20 protein-coding genes and 3 pseudogenes are annotated in these 18903 nt (G+C 70.1%); 11 read left to right on the top strand and 12 right to left on the bottom strand.

The features are described 5' to 3' along the window. Positions 1–95: 95 nt before the first annotated feature. Positions 96–506 (top strand): YciI family protein, encoded by a 411-nt coding sequence (locus tag MXD59_RS06835; RefSeq protein WP_248823934.1) that lies wholly within the window; start codon positions 96–98, stop codon positions 504–506. After that, positions 503–1732 carry an RNA polymerase sigma factor gene (locus MXD59_RS06830; RefSeq protein WP_248823933.1) on the top strand — a complete coding sequence of 410 codons (1230 nt, stop codon included), beginning with the start codon at positions 503–505 and terminating at the stop codon, positions 1730–1732. The genes MXD59_RS06835 and MXD59_RS06830 overlap by 4 nt, the downstream gene beginning before the upstream one ends. Before the next feature lie 202 nt (positions 1733–1934). Here MXD59_RS06830 and MXD59_RS06820 read toward each other — a convergent pair whose 3' ends face one another. The 4 genes from MXD59_RS06820 to MXD59_RS06805 all read right to left on the bottom strand — a co-directional run bounded on the left by MXD59_RS06820 (position 1935) and on the right by MXD59_RS06805 (position 5318). Then, positions 1935–2483, bottom strand: a complete 549-nt coding sequence (locus tag MXD59_RS06820) for a TetR/AcrR family transcriptional regulator (RefSeq protein WP_248823932.1) — start codon at positions 2481–2483, stop codon at positions 1935–1937. After that, complete coding sequence (locus MXD59_RS06815; RefSeq protein WP_248823931.1) at positions 2483–3352, bottom strand: alpha/beta fold hydrolase; 870 nt, start codon at positions 3350–3352, stop codon at positions 2483–2485. The genes MXD59_RS06820 and MXD59_RS06815 overlap by 1 nt, the downstream gene beginning before the upstream one ends. Next, entirely contained in the window at positions 3340–3591 is a 252-nt protein-coding gene (locus MXD59_RS06810; protein ID WP_308301667.1) for a winged helix-turn-helix transcriptional regulator, read from the bottom strand. The genes MXD59_RS06815 and MXD59_RS06810 overlap by 13 nt, the downstream gene beginning before the upstream one ends. Positions 3592–3677: 86 nt before the next feature. After that, positions 3678–5318 (bottom strand): MFS transporter, encoded by a 1641-nt coding sequence (locus MXD59_RS06805; protein WP_248823929.1) that lies wholly within the window; start codon positions 5316–5318, stop codon positions 3678–3680. A gap of 114 nt (positions 5319–5432) precedes the next feature. Between MXD59_RS06805 and MXD59_RS06800 the strand changes: the two genes are divergently transcribed. After that, positions 5433–6311, top strand: a complete 879-nt coding sequence (locus tag MXD59_RS06800; protein WP_248823928.1) for a helix-turn-helix transcriptional regulator — start codon at positions 5433–5435, stop codon at positions 6309–6311. Positions 6312–6476: 165 nt separating this feature from the next. Here MXD59_RS06800 and MXD59_RS27285 read toward each other — a convergent pair. Then, positions 6477–6680 (bottom strand): annotated as a pseudogene (locus MXD59_RS27285) (MmyB family transcriptional regulator); the annotation flags it as partial. Between the two features lie 140 nt (positions 6681–6820). Here MXD59_RS27285 and MXD59_RS06795 point away from each other — a divergent pair. Then, positions 6821–7396, top strand: coding sequence for a LysR substrate-binding domain-containing protein (locus MXD59_RS06795; protein WP_248823927.1), 576 nt, complete (start codon positions 6821–6823; stop codon positions 7394–7396). A gap of 132 nt (positions 7397–7528) precedes the next feature. Further along, positions 7529–8317, top strand: a complete 789-nt coding sequence (locus MXD59_RS06790) for a Fic family protein (RefSeq protein WP_248823926.1) — start codon at positions 7529–7531, stop codon at positions 8315–8317. A 49-nt stretch (positions 8318–8366) separates the two neighbouring features. On the opposite strand, the pseudogene MXD59_RS06785 reads toward MXD59_RS06790, so the two are convergent. Next, a pseudogene (locus tag MXD59_RS06785) lies at positions 8367–8465 on the bottom strand (HhH-GPD-type base excision DNA repair protein); the annotation flags it as partial. Positions 8466–8511: 46 nt separating this feature from the next. On the opposite strand from MXD59_RS06785, the gene MXD59_RS06780 reads away from it, so the two are divergent. After that, on the top strand, positions 8512–9255 hold the full coding sequence (locus tag MXD59_RS06780) for an RNA polymerase sigma factor (RefSeq protein ID WP_248823925.1): 744 nt from the start codon (positions 8512–8514) through the stop codon (positions 9253–9255). A 78-nt stretch (positions 9256–9333) separates the two neighbouring features. Here the strand turns inward: MXD59_RS06780 and MXD59_RS06775 are convergent, their stop codons facing one another. Genes MXD59_RS06775 through MXD59_RS06765 form a run of 3 tightly spaced genes read right to left on the bottom strand, consistent with a single transcriptional unit; the run spans position 9334 to position 10803 of the window. Next, positions 9334–9819 carry a hypothetical protein gene (locus MXD59_RS06775; protein ID WP_248823924.1) on the bottom strand — a complete coding sequence of 162 codons (486 nt, stop codon included), beginning with the start codon at positions 9817–9819 and terminating at the stop codon, positions 9334–9336. Beyond that, a complete protein-coding gene (locus MXD59_RS06770) occupies positions 9816–10127 on the bottom strand; it encodes a hypothetical protein (RefSeq protein ID WP_248823923.1) in 312 nt (103 codons plus the stop codon). Before MXD59_RS06770 ends, MXD59_RS06775 begins: the two co-directional genes overlap by 4 nt. Positions 10128–10149: 22 nt before the next feature. Further along, on the bottom strand, positions 10150–10803 hold the full coding sequence (locus MXD59_RS06765; protein WP_248823922.1) for a hypothetical protein: 654 nt from the start codon (positions 10801–10803) through the stop codon (positions 10150–10152). A gap of 181 nt (positions 10804–10984) precedes the next feature. On the opposite strand from MXD59_RS06765, the gene MXD59_RS06760 reads away from it, so the two are divergent. After that, positions 10985–12337 carry a sensor histidine kinase gene (locus MXD59_RS06760; protein ID WP_248823921.1) on the top strand — a complete coding sequence of 451 codons (1353 nt, stop codon included), beginning with the start codon at positions 10985–10987 and terminating at the stop codon, positions 12335–12337. Further along, complete coding sequence (locus MXD59_RS06755; protein WP_248812216.1) at positions 12337–13047, top strand: response regulator; 711 nt, start codon at positions 12337–12339, stop codon at positions 13045–13047. The genes MXD59_RS06760 and MXD59_RS06755 overlap by 1 nt, the downstream gene beginning before the upstream one ends. Positions 13048–13209: 162 nt before the next feature. Here MXD59_RS06755 and MXD59_RS06750 read toward each other — a convergent pair whose 3' ends face one another. Then, on the bottom strand, positions 13210–14052 hold the full coding sequence (locus MXD59_RS06750; RefSeq protein WP_248823920.1) for a helix-turn-helix transcriptional regulator: 843 nt from the start codon (positions 14050–14052) through the stop codon (positions 13210–13212). Positions 14053–14111: 59 nt separating this feature from the next. Here MXD59_RS06750 and MXD59_RS06745 point away from each other — a divergent pair, with 59 nt between their 5' ends. The 3 genes from MXD59_RS06745 to bla all read left to right on the top strand — a co-directional run bounded on the left by MXD59_RS06745 (position 14112) and on the right by bla (position 17703). Beyond that, positions 14112–14882 (top strand): SDR family NAD(P)-dependent oxidoreductase, encoded by a 771-nt coding sequence (locus tag MXD59_RS06745; RefSeq protein ID WP_248823919.1) that lies wholly within the window; start codon positions 14112–14114, stop codon positions 14880–14882. Between the two features lie 584 nt (positions 14883–15466). Beyond that, positions 15467–16423, top strand: a complete 957-nt coding sequence (locus tag MXD59_RS06740; protein WP_308301661.1) for an NERD domain-containing protein — start codon at positions 15467–15469, stop codon at positions 16421–16423. 101 nt (positions 16424–16524) lie between these two features. Continuing rightward, the gene (gene bla / locus MXD59_RS27280; RefSeq protein ID WP_372511967.1) at positions 16525–17703 is read left to right on the top strand and encodes a class A beta-lactamase; all 1179 of its coding nucleotides are present in this window, start codon (positions 16525–16527) and stop codon (positions 17701–17703) included. Positions 17704–17768: 65 nt separating this feature from the next. On the opposite strand, the pseudogene MXD59_RS26885 reads toward bla, so the two are convergent. Continuing rightward, positions 17769–18239: pseudogene (locus tag MXD59_RS26885) on the bottom strand (ABC transporter ATP-binding protein); the annotation flags it as partial. A gap of 44 nt (positions 18240–18283) precedes the next feature. Continuing rightward, positions 18284–18808 carry a PadR family transcriptional regulator gene (locus tag MXD59_RS06730; protein ID WP_248823917.1) on the bottom strand — a complete coding sequence of 175 codons (525 nt, stop codon included), beginning with the start codon at positions 18806–18808 and terminating at the stop codon, positions 18284–18286. Positions 18809–18903: the final 95 nt, after the last annotated feature.

Raw genomic sequence — 18903 nt, 5'->3', positions numbered from 1 at the left:
CAGGTGGTCGTCACCGGCGCGCCCCGCGCGACAAACGGCGGCGAAGAATTTCGGCTGCGTACTGTCGCGGCAGCCATGTCGGCGACGACCACCTGGTGAGCCGCCACACGGGTGGCCGCTCCACCGAGGAGGAGACCGTGAAGTATCTGATCATCATGCAGGTGGACCCGACCGTGCTGGAGCAGCTCACCGACGACCAGCAGGCGCAGATCCGGAAGGGACACGGCGCGTTCATCGCCGCGGTCAAGGAGCGCGGTGAGTTCGTCGCGACCCAGGCCCTCGCCGACCCCGGCCAGTCGAAGGTCGTTCGCAGCTCCGGGGGGCAGCCCGAGGTGACCGACGGACCGTTCGTCGAGAGCAAGGAGTTCATGGGCGGCTTCTACCTCCTGGATGTCGAGGACGAGGCCCGGGCGGTGGAGCTGGCCCTGCAGATCCCCGATGCCCACATTCCCGGCCTCGCGCTCGAGCTTCGGCCGGTGATGTTCGCCGATCTGGGCGAGGGATGATCCCAGGTGAGCCCCTCGGCGGGGGCCAGTGGCGCGACCTCGCGCGACAGGCCCTCGCCCGGCTGCTGCGCAGCCATGGCAGCGCCCAGTTCGACCTGTGCGAGGACGCCGTCCAGGAGGCGCTCCTGCAGGCGTACCAGCAGTGGCCGGCGCGGTTTCCGGACGACCCGCTGGGCTGGCTGATCGCCACCGCCCGCCGCCGCTATGCCGACCGTGCCCGCAGTGACGCCCGGCGCCGCCACCGTGAGGCGCGCGCCGCGTCACTGCAGGCTCCGGTGCCGCCGCAGGCCGTGCACCGGGACGACTCGCTGCTGGTCCTCCAGTTGTGCTGCCACCCCGACCTGCCACGCTCCGGGCAGGTGGCGCTGACCCTGCGGGCGGTCGCCGGGCTGACCACCGCCCAGATCGCCAACGTCTACCAGCTCCCCGAGCGCACCATCGCCCAACGGATCACCCGGGCCAAACGCCGCGTCAGTGAGCTCGGCCGGCCGCTGCCTCCGCCCGGGCAGACGGGCGAGGACGTCACCGCCGTACTCGACGTGCTCTACGTGATGTTCACCGAAGCGCACCACACGACTGCCGGAGCGCCTCCCCGCGACGCGGATCTCGCCACCGAGGCGATTCGCCTGGCCCGACTCCTTCGTAGCAGCGTCCCCGAGTCCGTCGAGACCGCCGGTCTTCTCGCGCTGATGCTGCTCACCGAGGCCCGCCACCCAGCCCGGGTGGCGCAGGACGGCCACCTGACGTCGTTCGACGAGCAGGATCGGTCACGGTGGGACCAGGAGCTGATCAGCGAAGGGATCACACTCGTCGAACAGACCGCCCGGGGTGCCGAACCCAGCCCCTACCTGCTCCAGGCCTGCATCGCGGCGCTGCATGCCGAAGCCCCCGACCTCACGGCCACCGACTGGGACGAGATCCTCGCGCTCTACCGGCTGCTTGGGATCGTCACCGGCCACCAGAACCCCACGGTCACCCTCAACAGCATCGTCGCCCAGGCCATGGTCGACGGCGTCGAGGTCGCCCTCGCCCGGATCGACACGCTGGAAGCCGACCATCCCGGCCTGCCCCGCATCGACTCCGTACGCGCCCACCTCCTCGAGCGGGCCGGCAGAACAGCCGACGCGGCCGAGACCTACCGACGAGCCATCGCCGCCACCATCAGCCTCGCCGAACAACACCACCTCAGACGACGTCTACGCCGCCTGTCCGGCGCGCACCCGTGACATCCTGCTGCGGGGTCGTGGTCCACGACGCCTGGGCCGCGTACGACAGCTACACCGACGCCACTCACCAGCTCTGCGTCGCCCACGGCTCCGCGAGCTGCAGGCGATCACCGACACCGCCCGGCCGGGACCTGGTGCTGGTCCACCCAGGCCTACGACGTAGCCGATGCGGTAGGTCTCCGGTGCCGGAACGAGGCCCGTGTCACCGGGTGAGGAAGTGGGCGAGGGTTTCTCTGGTGGTGGGACGCCGGGATCGACGGGCGAGTTCCAGCAGGGCCGCTTCGACGACAAGGCCGTTCCAGAGGGCGGCACCGTCGGCGGGGTGCGGCCAGCCCATGGCGGCGAAGTCAGGGGTGAGAAATCGGCAGGCCTGGCGGTTTCGTTCGGCGATCGCGTCGGCGACGAGTGGTTCGGCTCGGGCTTCGAGCAACAGCGCGCGGATTCCGCGGTGGCGTAGGCAGTGGTCGAGGTAGGCCTCGGTCGCGGCGAGTAGCCGGTCGCGTCCGTGGGGGGTCCCGGCCACGGATCGTGTGATCGCGGTGAACAGCTGGTCGTGAAACTCTCGGTGGAGCGCGGCCAGGAAGGTCGCCCGGCCCTCGAAATGGTGAAAGAACGTTCCTTTCGCGACGCCGGCCGCTTCCACGATGAGATTGACGCTCATGCCGGCCAGGCCGGTTTCCTCCGCCAGCGCCAGGCCGGTGTCAACGAGATGTTCGCGGGTGAGCGCCGCACGTTCCTGCCGGGACGGCATCAGGACAGATCCCTGGGGCCGGCGGGGCCTTGTGGCAACGATGCCGTCGGCGGGCGAGGGTCGGGTGGTGATGTCTGGAACACGGTGTCGAGGAACGGCTCGACGAGTGCGGTGAATCCGTCGGGGTCCGAGGCGAACACGACGTGTCCGGTAGCGAAGGGGTGGAACCGCGCTCCTGGCAGTACGGCGTGGGTCTGCCGACCGGCTTTCAGCGGTAGGAGAACATCCCGGGTTCCCCAGGTCAGCAGGGTGGGGACGGTGAGACGGGGGCCGTCCGCGCGCAGATCGAACGCGGGTGTGGTGAAGCTGTGCCACAGTGCGGCGGCGGTCCGGGCGCCCTCGACGGTGCGGGCCCGGGCCCGCACCCGCTCGGCGACCGCCCGGTCGTGGTCGTTCACCGGCCGCAGGTAGGCCCGTACCAGGTGGGGCAGGACGCGTCGGGTTACCGCTGGTCGTCCAAGCAACGCACAGGCGGTGCGGCTGAGTACGGTCTGCCGGCTGAACCCACCCGCGTTGACGAGCACGAGCCCTGCGACAGCGGCCGGTCGGTCCAGGGCGAGCCGGGACGCCGCGTATCCCCCCACCGAGTTGCCGACGAGAACGGCCGGGCCGAGGTCGAGGTCGTCGACGAGGTCGGCGAGAACCCCGGCGAGCAGGGAGGCGCTGACGCGCTGAGCCGGGTCAGGCTCGTCCGACCGACCGTGACCAGGCCAGTCCACCGCGATGGTGCGATACCGCGACGCGAACCGCGCCGCCACCGGGTCGAAGTCCCGGTGATCGTGCAGTGTCGCGGGCAGCATCACGATCGGCCGGCCGGATCCACGCTGCTCGTAGAACACCCGCCCGGCACGCGTCGCTACGAAGGGCATCGGACCTCCCGTTGACCGACCGACCGGTCGGTCGTCTGGGACGATGATATGTGATCAGGTCCGGAACGAGGTCGATGCCTGTTGTCACCCGGGTCGGCCAGCCTCGCCCGCACGCAGGCCCGCAGCGACTGCGTCAGCGTCTTTCGGCTGATCCCGCCGATCCGCTCAAGCAGGTCCGAGTGGCGCTGAGCGTCGTCGCACATGGCGATCAGGACGACAACCGTCCAGGTTCCCGAGATCAGTTCCAGGGCGGAACGGGCTGGGCAGTCGGCGAGAAGGACATCGCATCACCGTCGCCCTACTCTCGGTAGGAGAAACACGCCACCTACGCCGAAGAACCACGGCGTACGTCCGACATCGCATGGCCGTCGTCGGCTTCCTGGAAGCCGGAGTGGGGCGGCGGTACCTCGCCGCGGGGGGTGAGCGCCAGGCAGGTGAGTCCGGCACCGGCGACGGACAGGGCGGCCAGGATGAGACCGAGGGTGTGGAAGGCATCGGTGAAGCCGGCGGCCACGGCGCCGTGATTCGGTGCGCTCACCTGGCCGTGAACCGCCTGGCCCGCCAGAGACCTCGCGGTGTGCGCGGGTATGCCGGTCTCCCGCAACCGGGCCGCGGACAGCGTGGTGAGCAGGGCTGCCGCAGCCGACACGGCCAAGGATTCACCGGTCACGCGCATCGTGTTGAACATGCCCGCGGCCGCCCCGGCACTGCGCACCGGGACGGCGCTGACAGCGGCGTTGTCCATAACCCCGAACGCCAGCCCCACCCCTGCCCCGAAGGGCACCAGCGGTACGGCCAACGTCCACCAGGACGCGTCGCCGCGAAGCGTGACCATCAGGAGGGCGCCCAGGGCGATGAGCAGGGAAGCGCTGGTCAGGACCGTCCGGATGGAGGTACGCGCGGCCAGGTGGCTGGCGGCCAGTGGCAGGACCAGGACGGGTGTGGTCATGGGCAGCAGAAGCAAACCGCTCGCCAGACCGGTACGGGAACCAACACCCTGCAGATAGGCGGGCAGGTAGATCAACAGAATGACGAAGCCGAGGGTGACGGTGAACGGCTGGCAGACCACGGCCACGAAGGCAGGTCGACGAAACAGCCGGACGTCGAACATCGCGCGGTCAGCACGGCGCAGCTCTACCAGCACGAACAGCGGGAGCAACGCCATGGCCGCGGCGAGTGGAAGCAGAGTGCCCGGCGTGGCCCAGCCGGCGGTGGTGGCCTGGACGAAGACGAGCGACAGACAGGACAGCCCGCCCGTGAACAGGGCCAGGCCCATCAGGTCCAGGCTCGACGGCCCGGGGTCGCGGGACTCCGCGCAGCGCAGCGCGCACATCCAGACGGGCACGGACACCGCCGCGACCAGCAGGAACACCGACCGCCAGCCGGCCGCGCCAACGAGCGCCCCGGCGGCGAGTGGCCCGATCGCCAGACCCGCGCCGAAACATGTGCCGAGGACCCCGAAGGCGACCTGCCGACGCCGGCCGGAGGTCGAATCGGCCAGCACCGCCGCCCCCGCGGCCAGCACGGCCGCGGCGCCGCACCCCTGGATCACCCGTCCCACGTCGACCGCGACGACCGACGGCGCCAACCCGACCAGCAGTGAGGTGGCGCCGACCAGGGCGATACCGGCCAGCAGCACACGACGTCGACCGAGGCGGTCCGCCAGTCCGCCGGCGGCCAGGGGCAGGGCCGCGAACGCGATGTTGAAGCCGTTCAGCATCCACTGCGCGGAGCCGACCGAGGCGTCCAGGTCGGCGGCCATGTCCGGCAGCGCGACGGCGGCCCCGGACACGAGGAACGGCAGCATCAGACTGGCGAGTCCGACCGCGGCCACCGTGAGCCGGTAGCCGCCGCCATGATCGGCGGCTCGCTGGCGCGCCTCGGGCCCGGCGGCCCCGATGCTCGGTGCCACCGCGGTGGGCGGATGAGGATCCGATCGAGATCCAGGACGAGAACGCTGGGACATGTCCCGATCGTTTTACGGCCACCGCGGGACGTTGAAGAGACAGCCGTTCCCTGGGACTACCGGGGCCACCCTGTCGGCCACCGCGACCGTCGTCCCGGCCACATCATTGAGTACATGGCCGCAACCTTCATGATCGCCGATTCCCTGGGGGAGTATCTCCGTCTCCGGCGGGGGCAGGTGACCCCGGCGGACGTCGGCCTGCCCGGGACCGGCACCCGCCGGGTGCCGGGGCTGCGCCGCGATGAGGTCGCCGAGCTCGTCGGCCTCAGCACCGACTACTACGTACGCCTCGAGCAGGGCCGTGCCAGGCGCCCCTCCGACGAGGTCCTCGACGCGCTCAGCAGGGCACTGCGGCTGGGACCCGCCGAACGCACTCATCTGTACGACCTGGCCCGACCGCCTCGTCGCCCCGTGCCGACGGCCGATGCCTGCGAGCAGGGCGCGCCACCGCGTGCCGCCGTCCTGCGGCAGGTCGTCGAAGCAGTCCTCACCCCTGCCGTGATCATGAACGACCGGAGTGACGTTCTGGCGTGGAACGACCTGGCCGCGGCCCTGATCGCCGACTTTCCCCGGCTGCCGCCGAACGAGCGGAACATGGCCCGCCAGATCTTCCTCGCCCCCGACGCGAGGCAGGTCCATCCCGACTGGGACGATGCCGCCCGCACCACGGTCGGCATCCTTCGTATGGCCGCCGGCCGCCAACCCCACGACCCGCGGCTCGTGCGCCTGATCGGTGAACTGTCGCTGAGCAGCGACACCTTCCGCGCGTTGTGGGCCAGGCATCACGTGCACGAGAAGACGCACGGCCGCAAACGTTTCCGCCACCCCGCGGTGGGCGAGGTCTCCCTCGACTACCAGACCTTCCGCGTTCCTGGCCCCGCTCGTCACCTCATGGTCGTCTACACAGCAGCCGCGGGAAGTCCCGCGGCGCAGGCGCTGAACTTTCTCGGCAGTATCGCCGTTGCCCACCCACCGCTGTCCACGCACGGCTGAGTACCTCGCCAGAACCGAAACTACCGGGCCGCCGTGCCGTTGAGCCCAGCCATGGGGCAAATCAATGATGCACGGCTTCTCCGACCGCCAGGACGCAGAAGCACCGGCTGCCTCACAGCTGTCGAGCGGATTCGCCGGGCTCGCTGGTACCTGTTCCGCCGGGACGACGAGCACGTCGCAGTGGACGTGTAGCGGGCCTGCCCGCGGGTGGAACATCGTCCTGGTCCGGTGGCCGGGGGCACGCACCGGATGGGTGTCCCGGATCGCGGTGGACTCCGCGCTGCCCACTCGCAGGTCCGCGAGCAACGCCGCGAACGCCGGGTCGTACGGATAGCGATCCGCCGCGGCGCGCAGCCGCGCGACGGCGATCTCGCCGAAGCCTCGTGCCCGGTGGTCAGCACCTCCTCGCGCCGCAGGAAGCTGGCCAGTCCCTGCTGTGCCATGTACAGCCCTCCGAACCGCTCGGCCTCTCAGCCTCGTACTGACGGTGCCCGGATGCGGCAGGGCAGGTGCTGCTGGCCCGCGAGGCGCGCCACTCCCTGGACGCGGTCGATGCCGCGGCCCGGCGTACCCGGCGGGCGGGCGCCGATGATCCGCACCTGGTCCTGGCGATGAAGGCGGGTGGGGACGCCGGCCTGCTCCCGGCGATCCTCGCCGCCTGCGAATGCGAGCCATGCTCGCTGCCAGTGCGGGTGATCTTTCAAACGGACCGGGGTCGGCTGCTGCGCGACGGCCGCGCCGACGCCGCACTGGTCTACAGCCTGGCCGATGACCTGAGCGGGCTCGACACCGAGCCGCTGCTGACCGAACCCCTCATGGCTGTGCTACCAGCTACGCCCCCGTTCGCCGTGCGGACGAGCCTGCGCATGGCCGACCTTCACGACGAGAACGTGCACCCGCAGCGAGGACCATCCACCGGTCCCGAAGCACGCAGCCCCAACGAACTGCTACAACTCGTCGCGCTGGGCCAGACCGTCGCCTTGGTCCCCCGTTTCGTGACCACGCCACTGCGCCACGACCTCGTGAGCGTGCCCGGTGGCCGACGCGCAGCCAGTCCGGGCGGGGAGCCCGCCCGCATCACTTGATCAACAAGTCGGTCGAACACGCGACTCTGCCGGTACCGTCCCCGACCTGGCCTGCTGCGGTCCCCGTATCGTTGGATCACAGACCCGGCCGGCGGCACGTGCGGTCGCGCGCGGCCCCGAGGAGGTGCGATCATGGCAACGAGCGAGGCGATGCTGGATGCGATGGGGTTCGCCTGGGACCGATCCGCTGTACGGCGGGACATTCCACGGTTCTCCGTCGAGCGCACCGTCTGGCGGTTTCATCAGTCACTGCCGGAGTACGTGTGGGACGCGGCGGTGCTCGAGGGCAACCCGTTCACCTACCCCGAAGTCCAGACACTCCTGGACGGGATCACCGTTGGCGGGCGGAAGATCAGCGACGAACGTCAGATCCTGAACCTCGCCGAAGCGGCGAACGAGCTCGCCCGGCTCGTCAGGACAGGCGAGTTCCGGCTCTCCAAAGAGATCTCCGACAGGCTCCAGTTCCTGCTCGCCCGGGACGAGGCACTGGAGTCGGGCCACTTCCGCGGCGAGGGCAAGGAGACTCTCACCCCCGGCGTCAGCCTCGGACAGCATGGTCGCTACCTGCCACCCGCTACCGAGCGCGGCGGCGAGAACCTGCGTCGCGTCCTCTCGCGGGGGCTGGAATTCCTGTCCGCCGAGATCGACGCCGAGTTCGAGCAGGCGATCGCCTATTTTCTCTTCGGCTCGCTTCAGCAGTTCTACTACGACGGCAACAAGCGCACCGCCCGCTACATGATGAATGGTCACCTCATGTCCCAGGGGATGGATGCCATCAGTGTCCCGGCCGCACGCCGCCACGAGTTCAACACCGAGATGGTGGACTTCTTCCGACACAAGGACGGTACGGGCATGTTTGGATTTCTGACATCCTGCCGGCTCGCCGCCGATGACGGGGTCATACCGCCAGGCGGCGACTAGAGACTCACCCGGTCGTCCCCCGGTCTCGGACGTCCCCACTCCATGGTTCCGGTACTGGCTGGTCCAGCACCATCCCGATCAGCAGCTCCAACGGGTCGCTGGTCAGCAGTTCGTCGGCCTCGTCGATCTGACTCAGGTGCAGTCCCACGACATCACCGTAGCCGACCGCACCCCGGGCGCCCGGCGTGGTGGTCGTGGGAAATTCCTGGCACGAGCCGTTCGAGCATTCGCCCCTCCGTGGTGAAGACGACGACGCGCGGTTCCTCCTTCGGGCCTCCTTCGGGCCACCTTCGGGCCCTCGAAGAACGACGACCTCACGCCGCGGTTGCGCTGAGCGCCCGCGACCCTCGCCACCTCAGGCGCGCGGCATCAGGCCCAGCGCACGCGTCGGCCCAGCCTCGTTCCTTGAGCAGGATCGGTCACGGTGGGACCAGGAGCTGATCAGCGAAGGGATCACACTCGTCGAACAGACCGCCCGGGGTGCCGAACCCAGCCCCTACCTGCTCCAGGCCTGCATCGCGGCGCTGCATGCCGAAGCCCCCGACCTCACGGCCACCGACTGGGACGAGATCCTCGCGCTCTACCGGCTGCTTGGGATCGTCACCGGCCACCAGAACCCCACGGTCACCCTCAACAGCATCGTCGCCCAGGCCATGGTCGACGGCGTCGAGGTCGCCCTCGCCCGGATCGACACGCTGGAAGCCGACCATCCCGGCCTGCCCCGCATCGACTCCGTACGCGCCCACCTCCTCGAGCGGGCCGGCAGAACAGCCGACGCGGCCGAGACCTACCGACGAGCCATCGCCGCCACCATCAGCCTCGCCGAACAACACCACCTCAGACGACGTCTACGCCGCCTCAGTTCGCTCAGCGCCAGCAGGACCGTCAGCAGCGCACCACCGCGGCTGGCACATCACCCGCCCGAACGAGCCGGGTGATGTCCTCGGGGTCGCTGGTCAGGATGCGGTCGCCCGGACGGGCGAGCAGAGCGACCGTCGCATGAGTGACGAGGCGACTCAGATCGACTCGACGACGATGTCCGCGCGGTCGAGTGTGGCGGTGTAGGCAGCTATGTCCGCCGGGTCGCTGGTGAGGATCTGGGCCGGACCGTGCAGAGCGGCCGCGATGACGACCAGGGCGTCGATGACGTCCGGCCGCTTCTTCGTGGGAAGCCTCGCGTCGGCGAGCATGGCCCCGGCCCGTTTGTACGAGTCGAGGGTGAAGGTCCTGGCGCAGGCGACGCAACCAGCGGAGACGCTCGCCGCGCCGCGTACGGGTGGCGCGGCCTCCCGAGTCTGCGGCACGGTGCAGTCCGTCAGATACCGACTGAAAGCATGGACCGTCTTCGGGTCCGGTCGCCACGTCTGGGCGAGGACCGGGCCGATGACGACTGGCCGGTGCGGCGCTGCGCGTAGGCCATGGTGGAGCAGCCGCGCCGCGGGGCTGCCCCGCAGAAGTGCCAGAAGCATCCCGGCGTCGTAGACGACGGTACGGGCGATCACGCGACGCCCGCGGCATCCGATCCGAGCGCGCTGCCCAGCACCCGGTGGACGAGGGCCTGCTCGTCCACCGTCAGGGCGTCGAGCGAAGGCAGGTCCGCCTCGGGGACGTCGGCGCTCTGCTCGGCGGCTGTCCGGTTACGTGCGTCCAGCGCCGCGAAGGTCGCCGCGGCGGCGTCGTCGCGCGCCATCTGCGCAACGGCCGCCGCGATCATGTAGGCGGACACGTCCATGCCCGCCGCCTCGGCGTGCGCCCTGATCGCGGCCTGGACGTCCGAGGCCGTCGAGATCGTGAACCGAATGTTGGGCACAGCATCATCGTAACACGACGTATTACGCCCCCGCGGCCGTCGCATCGCTGGTCAGGCAGCGGTCGCGGCAGATCGGGGCGGATCGGGGTGGGGCGCCGGGAAGCAGCAGTCGGTCGAGGAGCCGGACCGCCGGGATGGCCATCGCCACCGCGTCGAGATAATGGCAGGCCATGGCGCCCAGATAGGTCGGACCGCCCCAGGCGTTGACGGTGAAGTTCGGGTCCAGGCCGCCGAGAACCTGCTCACCCACGCGCCAGTTGAGGTACAGCAGCAGAGCTGCCGGAAGCACCGCGGCAACGAGCCGGGCGAGCACGGCCGGCCGGCGACGCGCGGCGGAGATCGTGCGGCGGACGCGGCGAGCCGCCGGCCGGCCGCATGGCGCCAGCAGAAACAGCCCCCTGCCGCCGAGTGAACGGACTCGGCGGCGGTGCAGCCAGGATCCGCCGAGAAAGGCCGCACACAGGACGAACACGCCCAGGTGCGGCCACCACGCGGCGGTGCCCGGGCTGTGTTCTGCCCGAACCGGCGAGCGGTGCAGACAACTCACGCCACCGGTCACAATGCCCGCGGCCAGGAAGACCGCGCACAACCCCACGAGCGGTACGGACACCTGCCGGGCGGCGGTGCGGATCTCCGTTCCGGCGGGTGACGTCGAGAACCTGCCGGTCGATTTCATGGCAGCCAATTTCATGGCTCTCACTGTCGAGTGGACAGCGCGCGCCGTCGTCCGGCCACAGGCTCGACTTCGGCTCCACCCGTGGACCCGGGTCGACCGCCGCGTCCGACCCGGGGATGACCACGATGGTCCGACTCCGGACCGACGCCGAGGACCGAGCCCCGCGTCTACCGTCACCCACATGGTGAACGGGACATCGGTACCCACACCGCGATCCGCGGACCCGGCAGGTACCTCCGGGTACAGCCGCCGCCTGCCGGGGTGGCCGGGGTGGCCGAGTCGGCGAGATCGGGTCGACGCATGGGACGTCGCGCTCGCCGCGGTCTCGTTCGCCGCGTTCACTCTGCCGGGCGCGGCGGGCGTGGCCGTCGGATCGGGCCCGGCCGCCTACGGGTCGACGACGCACGTCGTGCTGTTCGGCGCTCTGGCCGTGACGCCCCTGGTTGTACGTCGGCGATGGCCGGTCGCGGCACTCGTCGGCGTCACCGCGGTCGAATGTGCCGCGAGCCTGCTCGGGGTGCGTTTCACGCCGTTCGTGAGCAACGCCGGACCCGTGCTGGCCCTTGCCGTCTTCGTCGTCGCCGATCGATGCCCGCGGCGCCGCTCGCTGTTCTGGTGCGCCGCGGCCGCGATCGCGACGGCGGTGGCCGCTGCCGTCGCGATACCGCTGCATCCCGATCAGGATCAGAACGTCGTCCAGGTCCTGATGGCCGCGCCTGCCTGGCTGCTCGGCGACACCCTGCGCGTCCGGCGCGACTATCGGCGTCGCCTCGCGTGGGAGAGCCGACGCGAGGCTGCCGAACGGGAGCGCCGCATCCGGGCGGAGGAGCGGCTGCGGGTGTCCCGGGACGTGCACGACGTCGTCTCGCACACGCTGAGCATGATCGCCGTCCGCTCGGGAGTGGCCCGGCTGCTGCTCGACGAGCAGCCGGAGCAGGCACGGGACGCGCTGATCGCGATCGAGACCACCAGCCGGTCAGCTCTCGACGAGGTGCGCCGCGTCCTGCGCCAGACGCGGCACGGGACCGGACCGGCGGCCCCGAACCAGGCGAACCCGGCCTCGGGACCGTCCAGCGGTGCCGAGCGGGACGGGGGGCCGACGCTGCGCGACCTGGAACCGATGGTCACCGGCCTGCGTCACGATGGTCTGCGGGTTTCCTACCGTGGCAGCGGCCAGGCTCGCGACTACCTTCCGGTCCTGGAGACCTCCGCCTATCGCATCGTGCAGGAGGCGCTGACCAACGTGGTGAAGCACTCTGGCGCGACCCGCGCGCAGGTCGAGGTTCACCACGAACCCCGGGAACTGGTCGTCAGCGTCGTCGACGACGGCCGGGTCCACCAACCCCAGGGCCACAGATCCCATAGCCAGGGCGGCGGGCTCGGTCTGATCGGGATGCGGGAGCGGGCGGAGCTGTTCGGCGGGACGCTCACCGCCGGGCCTCGAGACGAAGGCGGATTCGCCGTCGTGGCCCGCTTTCCAGCGGATCACCCGGTTACCCGAGAGCCAGCTGACGACGCGGCGGATCAGGTGTGATGACCGGGGCCGAACACGACGACGCGCCGGGCCGGCGCAGCCGGATCCGTGTGCTGATCGCCGACGACGAGGCGCTCGTCCGAGCCGGTCTGCGGGCGCTGGTCGCATCGGCACCCGATCTCACGGTGGTGGCCGAGGCCGGCAACGGTGTGGAGACCGTGCGGCTGACCAGGCAGTTCCTGCCCGACGTCGTGCTTATGGACATCCGCATGCCCATCATGGACGGCCTGGAGGCCACCCGGGTCCTCATGTCCGGGAGCGAGACCGCCACCCCGCACATTCTCGTGGTGACGACCTTCGACCAGGACGAGCATGTCTTCGAAGCGCTGCGAGGAGGCGCCGGCGGCTTCATCCTCAAGGACACCCGGCCGGAGGACCTCCTCGCCGCGATCAGAATCGTGGCCCGCGGAGACGCGCTGCTGACACCCGCCCTCACCCGGCGGCTCATCGCCGAGTTCGTGCGTCAGCCGCGGCCCGTGGCGGCCCGAACAAACCTTCATGATCTGCTTACCGAGCGCGAGCTGGAGGTTCTCGTGAAAGTCGCCTCCGGACAGTCCAACACGGAGATCGCCGCGACGTTGTTCGTCGGTGTGGCCACCGTCAAGACACACATCGGCCGCCTGTTGGCCAAGCTCCACGCCCGGGATCGGGCTCAGCTTGTCGTCATCGCCTACGAGACCGGAACAGTGGCTCCCGGCGGCCTTCCCTAGGAACGGACACCTTCAACCTGGTCTTCTCCTGCGCGGGTGCCCGGCTGGTGACCTTCCTCGCCTCGCCCACGAACATCACCGGGGCGGAATACCTGATCGACGGCGGCCTGATCAAGAATCTCTGACCAGGTCTCCCCAGACGGTCCGGCGCCGGCAGGCCGTCTACTGCCCACCGCCCGCGACACTGCCCACGGCCAGCTGCCGCAGGCCGCGGGCGCTCGGGGAGCCCGGCGCGGCGGTGAGGAAGACGACCTGCTGGTCGTCATCCGGGACGGTGAGCACATCGCAGTGGACACGCAGCGGGCCCGCCTGCGGGTGGAACACCGTCTTGGTCCGGTGGCCGGGGACACGCACCGGATGGGTGTCCCAGATCGCGGTGAACTCCGCGCTGCTGGAGCGCAGTTCCGCCAGCAGCGCGGCGAGCGCCTGGTCGCCCGGATAACGATCCGCCGCGGCACGCAGCCGCGCGACGGCGATCTCACCGAACTCCTCGTGGCCGGTGGTCAGGGCCTGCTCGCCCGGCAGGAAGCGGCGCCGGGCGAGATTGGGCCGGTCGCGAAGGCCACCCAGCAGCGCCTCCGCCAGGGGATTCCACGCGATCACGTCGTAGCTGGCCGCCGTCACGATCGCCGCGGTCTCCGGCATCCGCTCCAGCAGGCTCGCCACGTAAGGGCGGACCCGGCGCGGCGGTCCGGCCGGGGCCGGCAGGGCCACGCCGGCCAGTTGGAACAGGTGCGCCCGCTCCGCGCGCGTCAGCCGCAGCGCGCCCGCGACGCCGTCCAGGACCGGTGCCGACGGCCGCGGCCCGCGCGCCTGTTCGAGGCGCGCGTAGTACTCCGCCGACATGTTCGCCCGCGCCGCGACCTCCTCACGCCGCAGGCCCGGCGTACGCCGACGAGCACCTCTCGGCAGGCCCACGTCCGCCGGGCGCAGTGCCTCCCGCCGGTCACGCAGAAAGCTGGCCAGTCCCTGTCGTGGAAAGCTGGCCAGTCCCTGTCGTGCCATCCGCCCCACCTTCCGAACCGCCCCGCCCGGCCGCTCAGCCTCGTACTGATGGTGCCTGGATGCGGCACCGGGCCCCGGGCACCCTGGATCACATGGACAACCTGATCGCACTGGTCACAGGAGCCAACAAGGGTATCGGCAAGGACATTGCGCGGCAGCTCGCGGCGGCGGGGCACACCGTGTACGTCGGCTCGCGCGACGCCGGGCGGGGCAGGCAGGCCGTCGCGGACATCGACGGCGACGCGCGGCTGCTCGTCCTCGACGTGACGAGCGCCGAGGGCATCGCAGCGGCGGCAGAGCAGGTGCCCCTCCTGGACATCCTGGTCAACAATGCCGGCATCTCCTCCGTCGACCCGAGGCCGGTGACCGAGGAGCACCCGGACACGTTCCGCCGCATCTACGAGACCAACGTGTTCGGCGTGGTAGCCGTCACCAACGCGTTCCTGCCCGCGCTGCGGCGCTCCGCGCGTCCCAGGATCGTGAACATCTCCAGCGGTGCCGCCTCGCTCGCGGCCTCCACCGGCCAGGCCGAGGGCATCATCGCCTTCGCCAGCGGGCCGACGGGCGCTCTGGGCGCATACCGCTCGTCCAAGACGGCGCTGAACGAGCTCACCGTGCTCTACGCCAACGCCCTGACCGACGACGGGTTCAAGGTCAACGCACTCGCCCCCGGCGCGCGGCGCACCGATCTGAACGGGCCGGCGCGCGTCTCGTCCCGCGCCGGCGACCCGGCCGAGGGTGCGGCGGGGGCCGTCCGCCTCGCCCTGCTGCCCGACGACGGCCCGACCGGAGGCTTCTTCTCCTGGGACGGCACCCCCGTCCCCTGGTAACCCCCGTACCCGTCGGAGCCGCATCGATCTACGCCTGGACGGCTCCGCTTCCCCTGACCTGTCGAGCCGGGGACCGTTGAGGACTCTTCATCCAAACGGACGACGCGAGGCTGGGCTCCGCTCGTTGGTCCCCACGATTTACCGACCGAGCCGATACGTGCCGCGCGGACCGTCGAACCTCCCGCTCCTTCGTCCTATGCCGGCCCGAGCGTCGGAGCACCTGCTCCGGGCCCGACGCCGAATCCTGTCGGTTGACGACCACCCCTGTGCCCAGACGGTTGTTCTGTGCGCCGCATTCTATACGCGGCGTGACAGCGTAAGCGTTCCGCTATACGAAGCGTAGCTAACACCGAAGATCCTGGAAACCTGACTCCGACCAGCATTTTTGCTGGTCGGAGTCCCGATACCCATTCCCTTATGGGTCGCGGGCCTGCCGCCCGCCACAGAACCGCTGGATGGGGCCGCCCCTCGCGGATAGTGTGGTGCGGTCACACCGTATGGGAGCCGCCTGCTCACCGGGCGGTCGGTTCGGCGCGCAACAAAGGCGTTTGATCGACCCTGATCCGTCATCTTCGTCGACAGGAATGGGCGCACAGGGCATGGACGAGCTGGAAGTGAAAACGTGGCACCGATACGGGCATGCTCGGCTCTATGTGAATTTCCCGAACGGGCCCAGCGTCGCCTGGTTCGACCTACGGGCCCAGCAGCTCAACATGCTGCTCGATGTAGATCAGGACACGGTGCTCAACGCGCTCGCCCCCTACCTGGAACATCGACCGGAACCCTCGGCCCACCCACGGCCGTCGCACGTCGTGCCACCATCACCCGGATGGACGCCGGAAGTGCCCGTGTCGGCATTGCCCCGGCCCGGGCTGGCACCGGGCATCCCCGGCCTGGCGGGAGTGGCGCCCCATCCCACGGACGACCTTGCCCATAACCCACCCGGCGCTGCGATCCAGGCGAAGCTCAGGGAGCTGACGCCGGGTTTCTGGCGGGCACTGCTCAACCGTCTGCTCCGGCGGCGGGTGGAGACCGGCGGGTGGCGCAAGGGGTTGGTCGGCGAGGAGATGGTGGGAGCGGAACTGCAACAGCTCTCCAGCCGAGGCTGGCGAGTACTACATTCGATACCGCTGGCCCGCGATGTCGACATCGATCATCTGCTGATCGGCCCGGGCGGCGTGTTCACCTTCAACACGAAGTACCACGTCGGCGCCAGAATCTGGGTGGGCGACCAGGCCGTGAAGCTGGGGGGCCGATCATATCCGTACGTGCGAAAGGCCCGTGCTGAGGCCAACCGGGCGTCGACGGCGCTGAGTCGGGCCTGCGGGTTCGCGGTGCGGGTCGAGGCGGTGCTGGCATTCGTCGCGCCGGCGAAGCTGACCGTGGCGCCCTTGCGTGACGATTCCCCTGCCGTCCGAGTCCACGCCATCCGGCACGACCAGATCGAAACCTTCGGTGATCTTTCGGCGGTGTGGCAGCCAGCCCAGGTCGAACGAATTCATACCGCGGCGCGAGACCGGCGTAACTGGCTGAACGTCTGACCGCATCCTGGTCAGCCATCCGTCCGACCCAGCCGCCATGATCGACATGCGCCAGGAGGAACAGGCGACTCGCGGTCACGGGAGGCACCGGCCCACGGTGAATGCGCGAGCCGGACCGTCGATTTCCGAGTCGCCCTGCCCGCCGCCATCACCCGGGGCCGCGAGCTCAGCATCTCCTGGCGGCTCGGCGGTCTCGAGGTGAAGCCCGCCAGGGCAGCTGCGTCGCTCACCGTCACCGCCTGATAAGCGTTCGCGCCAGGGCATTGTCCGTTCGGCGGCCCGAAAGGCCGCCGGGACCCAGCCGCCGCCGTCATGATCCCATCGCCAGGCAGCGCAGAGAGAGTCCCGACCTTATGCCCGATCTGAAGAGAAGGCAGTTCCTGGCCTCGTCCGTCGCGAGCCTCGCTGGCCTCCTGGTAGACGCGTGCTCCACCGGTTCTGCCGGGGTGACCTCGACACGGCGTTCGGCGACGCCCACCCCGCGGGACGTCGCCGACAACACACCGCTGGTCGACCTGGAACGCCACTACGGGGCGCGCCTGGGCGTCTTCGCCGTCGATACCGCCTCCGGACGGTCGGTTCGCCATCGCGAGAACGACTCCTTCGCGCTGTGCTCGATCTTCAAGACGTATGCCGTCGCGGCGGTGCTGCGAGCGCACCCCCTACGCGGCGGGGACCTGTCTCGCACCATCCACTTCTCCGCCGCCGACATCGTGGCGAACTCTCCGGTGACGAGCACCAGAGTTGCTACTGGAACGACCGTCGCCGAACTTTGCGACGCAGCCATCACTCATAGCGACAACACTGCCGGCAGCCAACTCCTGAAACTCCTTGGCGGTCCGGCCGCGATCACCCAGTTCGCTCGGTCGCTCGGCGATCAGTCCACCCGGCTGGACCGATGGGAACCCGACCTGAACAGCGCGACGCGTGGTGACCTCCGCGACACCACGACACCGTTGGCCATTGCCACCGGATACCGGGCCCTCCTCCTCGGGGACGCCCTGCCGGCCCCGGAACGGGCACAGCTGAAGACCTGGCTGATCGCGAACACCACCGGCACGGCCCGACTCCGCGCTGGCCTACCTTCGAGCTGGACGACCGCAGACAAGACCGGGGCCGGACGATTCGCCACCCTCAACGACGTCGCGATCACCTGGCCAGGCGCCGGCGGACCTTTGGTGATGGCCGTGCTGTCCGACAGGCCCGAGGAGACCGCCACCGCCGCTGATTCCCTGCTCGCCGAAACGGCCCGGGCCGTTGTTTCCGCGCTGACGGGCTGATCTCGAAGGATCCTTCGCCAGAAGATCTTGGCGCACTCGGACGAGCTGGATGCACACAACAGCACGTCCGGATCGGCGACCAGGCCCCGGGCCAACGCGACCCGCTGGGCCTGCCCGCCGGACAGCTCCCCGCTGCGCCGGCGTTCCAGCCCGGTCAGGTCGAGCCGCTCCAACCAGCCGCGGGCCCGGTTCAGGGCATCGGCCCGGCGGGCGCCCCTGAGCAGCAGGGGCAGCGCGATGTTCTCCTCGACGCTGAGTTCCGGCACGAGCTGCCCGAACTGGAAGACGAAGCCGAACCGGTCGCGCCGCAGCGCCGCGCGGGCGTTCTCCCTCAGGGTGTCGATGCGCCGGCCGGCGAAGTGGATCTCACCGGTATCCGGGGCGAGGATGCCGGCCAGGCAGTGCAGCAACGTCGACTTGCCGGACCCGCTCGGCCCCATCACCGCAAGGATCTCGCCGGTGGCCACCGACATGCTCGCCCCCCGCAGCGCGGGCGTCTGCCCGAACGACAGCGAGACGTCATGTGCTTCCAGCACGCGCGCTGGCCGGTCATCCGACCCTGCGTTACTCGAGGATGTGCTCACGGCGTGACCACCCTCGCCAGTGCGTCCAGCCGAGCCGAGGTCAGCTCGATCCAGCGAAGATCGGCCTCCAGGTGGAACAGGCCGTGGTCGGCGAGCAGTGCGTCGACCAGCGCCCCGGTGCGCTTGAGCTCGGTGAGTTCCCGCATCCGACGCATGTGGGCGGCCCGCTGCGCGTCGAGGTACCCCTCGGCCGAGCGCCCTGACATAAGGGCGAGCACCACCTTGACGAACAGGACCGTCTGCAGATGGGGTTCGGCTTCGACCGGCGTCGCGAGCCAGGTCTCGATGTCGCTGACGCCCTGCTCGGTGATGACGTAACGCTTGCGGTCCGGCCCCGCGCCGGGCTCGACGTCGGCCGCGATCACCTTCCCATCCCGGGCCAGGCGCGCCAGGGTCGCGTACACCTGCCCGAACGGCAGCGGCTTGCCCCGGCCGAAGAACGCGTCGTAGTCGCGCTTGAGGTCATACCCGTGGCTCGGCTCTCGCTCGAGCAGCCCCAACAGGGCCAGCGGAACGCTCATGACCCCAGACTCTACATCGAGTGTATACGCGAAGATAGTAGTTCGCTGCGGTCGTCCACACCTGCGCCGAGCGGGTCAGGGTCTTGCTTCGCCAG

Origin of the sequence: Frankia umida, from assembly GCF_023242945.1 — a bacterium.
Taxonomy (GTDB): Bacteria; Actinomycetota; Actinomycetes; order Frankiales; family Frankiaceae; genus Frankia; species Frankia umida.
The sequence above is the reverse complement of the archived record's forward strand: the minus strand, read 5'-3'. Positions and strand labels throughout refer to the sequence as shown.

Bases quoted from the DNA above. Each gene is read 5' to 3' on its own strand.
- MXD59_RS06760 (WP_248823921.1), top strand. From the start codon at position 10,985: ATGGTGAACGGGACATCGGTACCCACACCGCGATCCGCGGACCCGGCA.
- MXD59_RS06790 (WP_248823926.1), top strand. From the start codon at position 7,529: ATGGCAACGAGCGAGGCGATGCTGGATGCGATGGGGTTCGCCTGGGAC.
- MXD59_RS06800 (WP_248823928.1), top strand. From the start codon at position 5,433: ATGGCCGCAACCTTCATGATCGCCGATTCCCTGGGGGAGTATCTCCGT.
- MXD59_RS06750 (WP_248823920.1), bottom strand. From the start codon at position 14,052: ATGGCACGACAGGGACTGGCCAGCTTTCCACGACAGGGACTGGCCAGC.
- bla (WP_372511967.1), top strand. From the start codon at position 16,525: ATGCGCGAGCCGGACCGTCGATTTCCGAGTCGCCCTGCCCGCCGCCAT.
- MXD59_RS06740 (WP_308301661.1), top strand. From the start codon at position 15,467: ATGGGCGCACAGGGCATGGACGAGCTGGAAGTGAAAACGTGGCACCGA.
- MXD59_RS06805 (WP_248823929.1), bottom strand. From the start codon at position 5,318: ATGTCCCAGCGTTCTCGTCCTGGATCTCGATCGGATCCTCATCCGCCC.
- MXD59_RS06815 (WP_248823931.1), bottom strand. From the start codon at position 3,352: ATGCCCTTCGTAGCGACGCGTGCCGGGCGGGTGTTCTACGAGCAGCGT.
- MXD59_RS06755 (WP_248812216.1), top strand. From the start codon at position 12,337: ATGACCGGGGCCGAACACGACGACGCGCCGGGCCGGCGCAGCCGGATC.
- MXD59_RS06765 (WP_248823922.1), bottom strand. From the start codon at position 10,803: ATGAAATCGACCGGCAGGTTCTCGACGTCACCCGCCGGAACGGAGATC.
- MXD59_RS06745 (WP_248823919.1), top strand. From the start codon at position 14,112: ATGCGGCACCGGGCCCCGGGCACCCTGGATCACATGGACAACCTGATC.
- MXD59_RS06730 (WP_248823917.1), bottom strand. From the start codon at position 18,808: ATGAGCGTTCCGCTGGCCCTGTTGGGGCTGCTCGAGCGAGAGCCGAGC.
- MXD59_RS06830 (WP_248823933.1), top strand. From the start codon at position 503: ATGATCCCAGGTGAGCCCCTCGGCGGGGGCCAGTGGCGCGACCTCGCG.
- MXD59_RS06820 (WP_248823932.1), bottom strand. From the start codon at position 2,483: ATGCCGTCCCGGCAGGAACGTGCGGCGCTCACCCGCGAACATCTCGTT.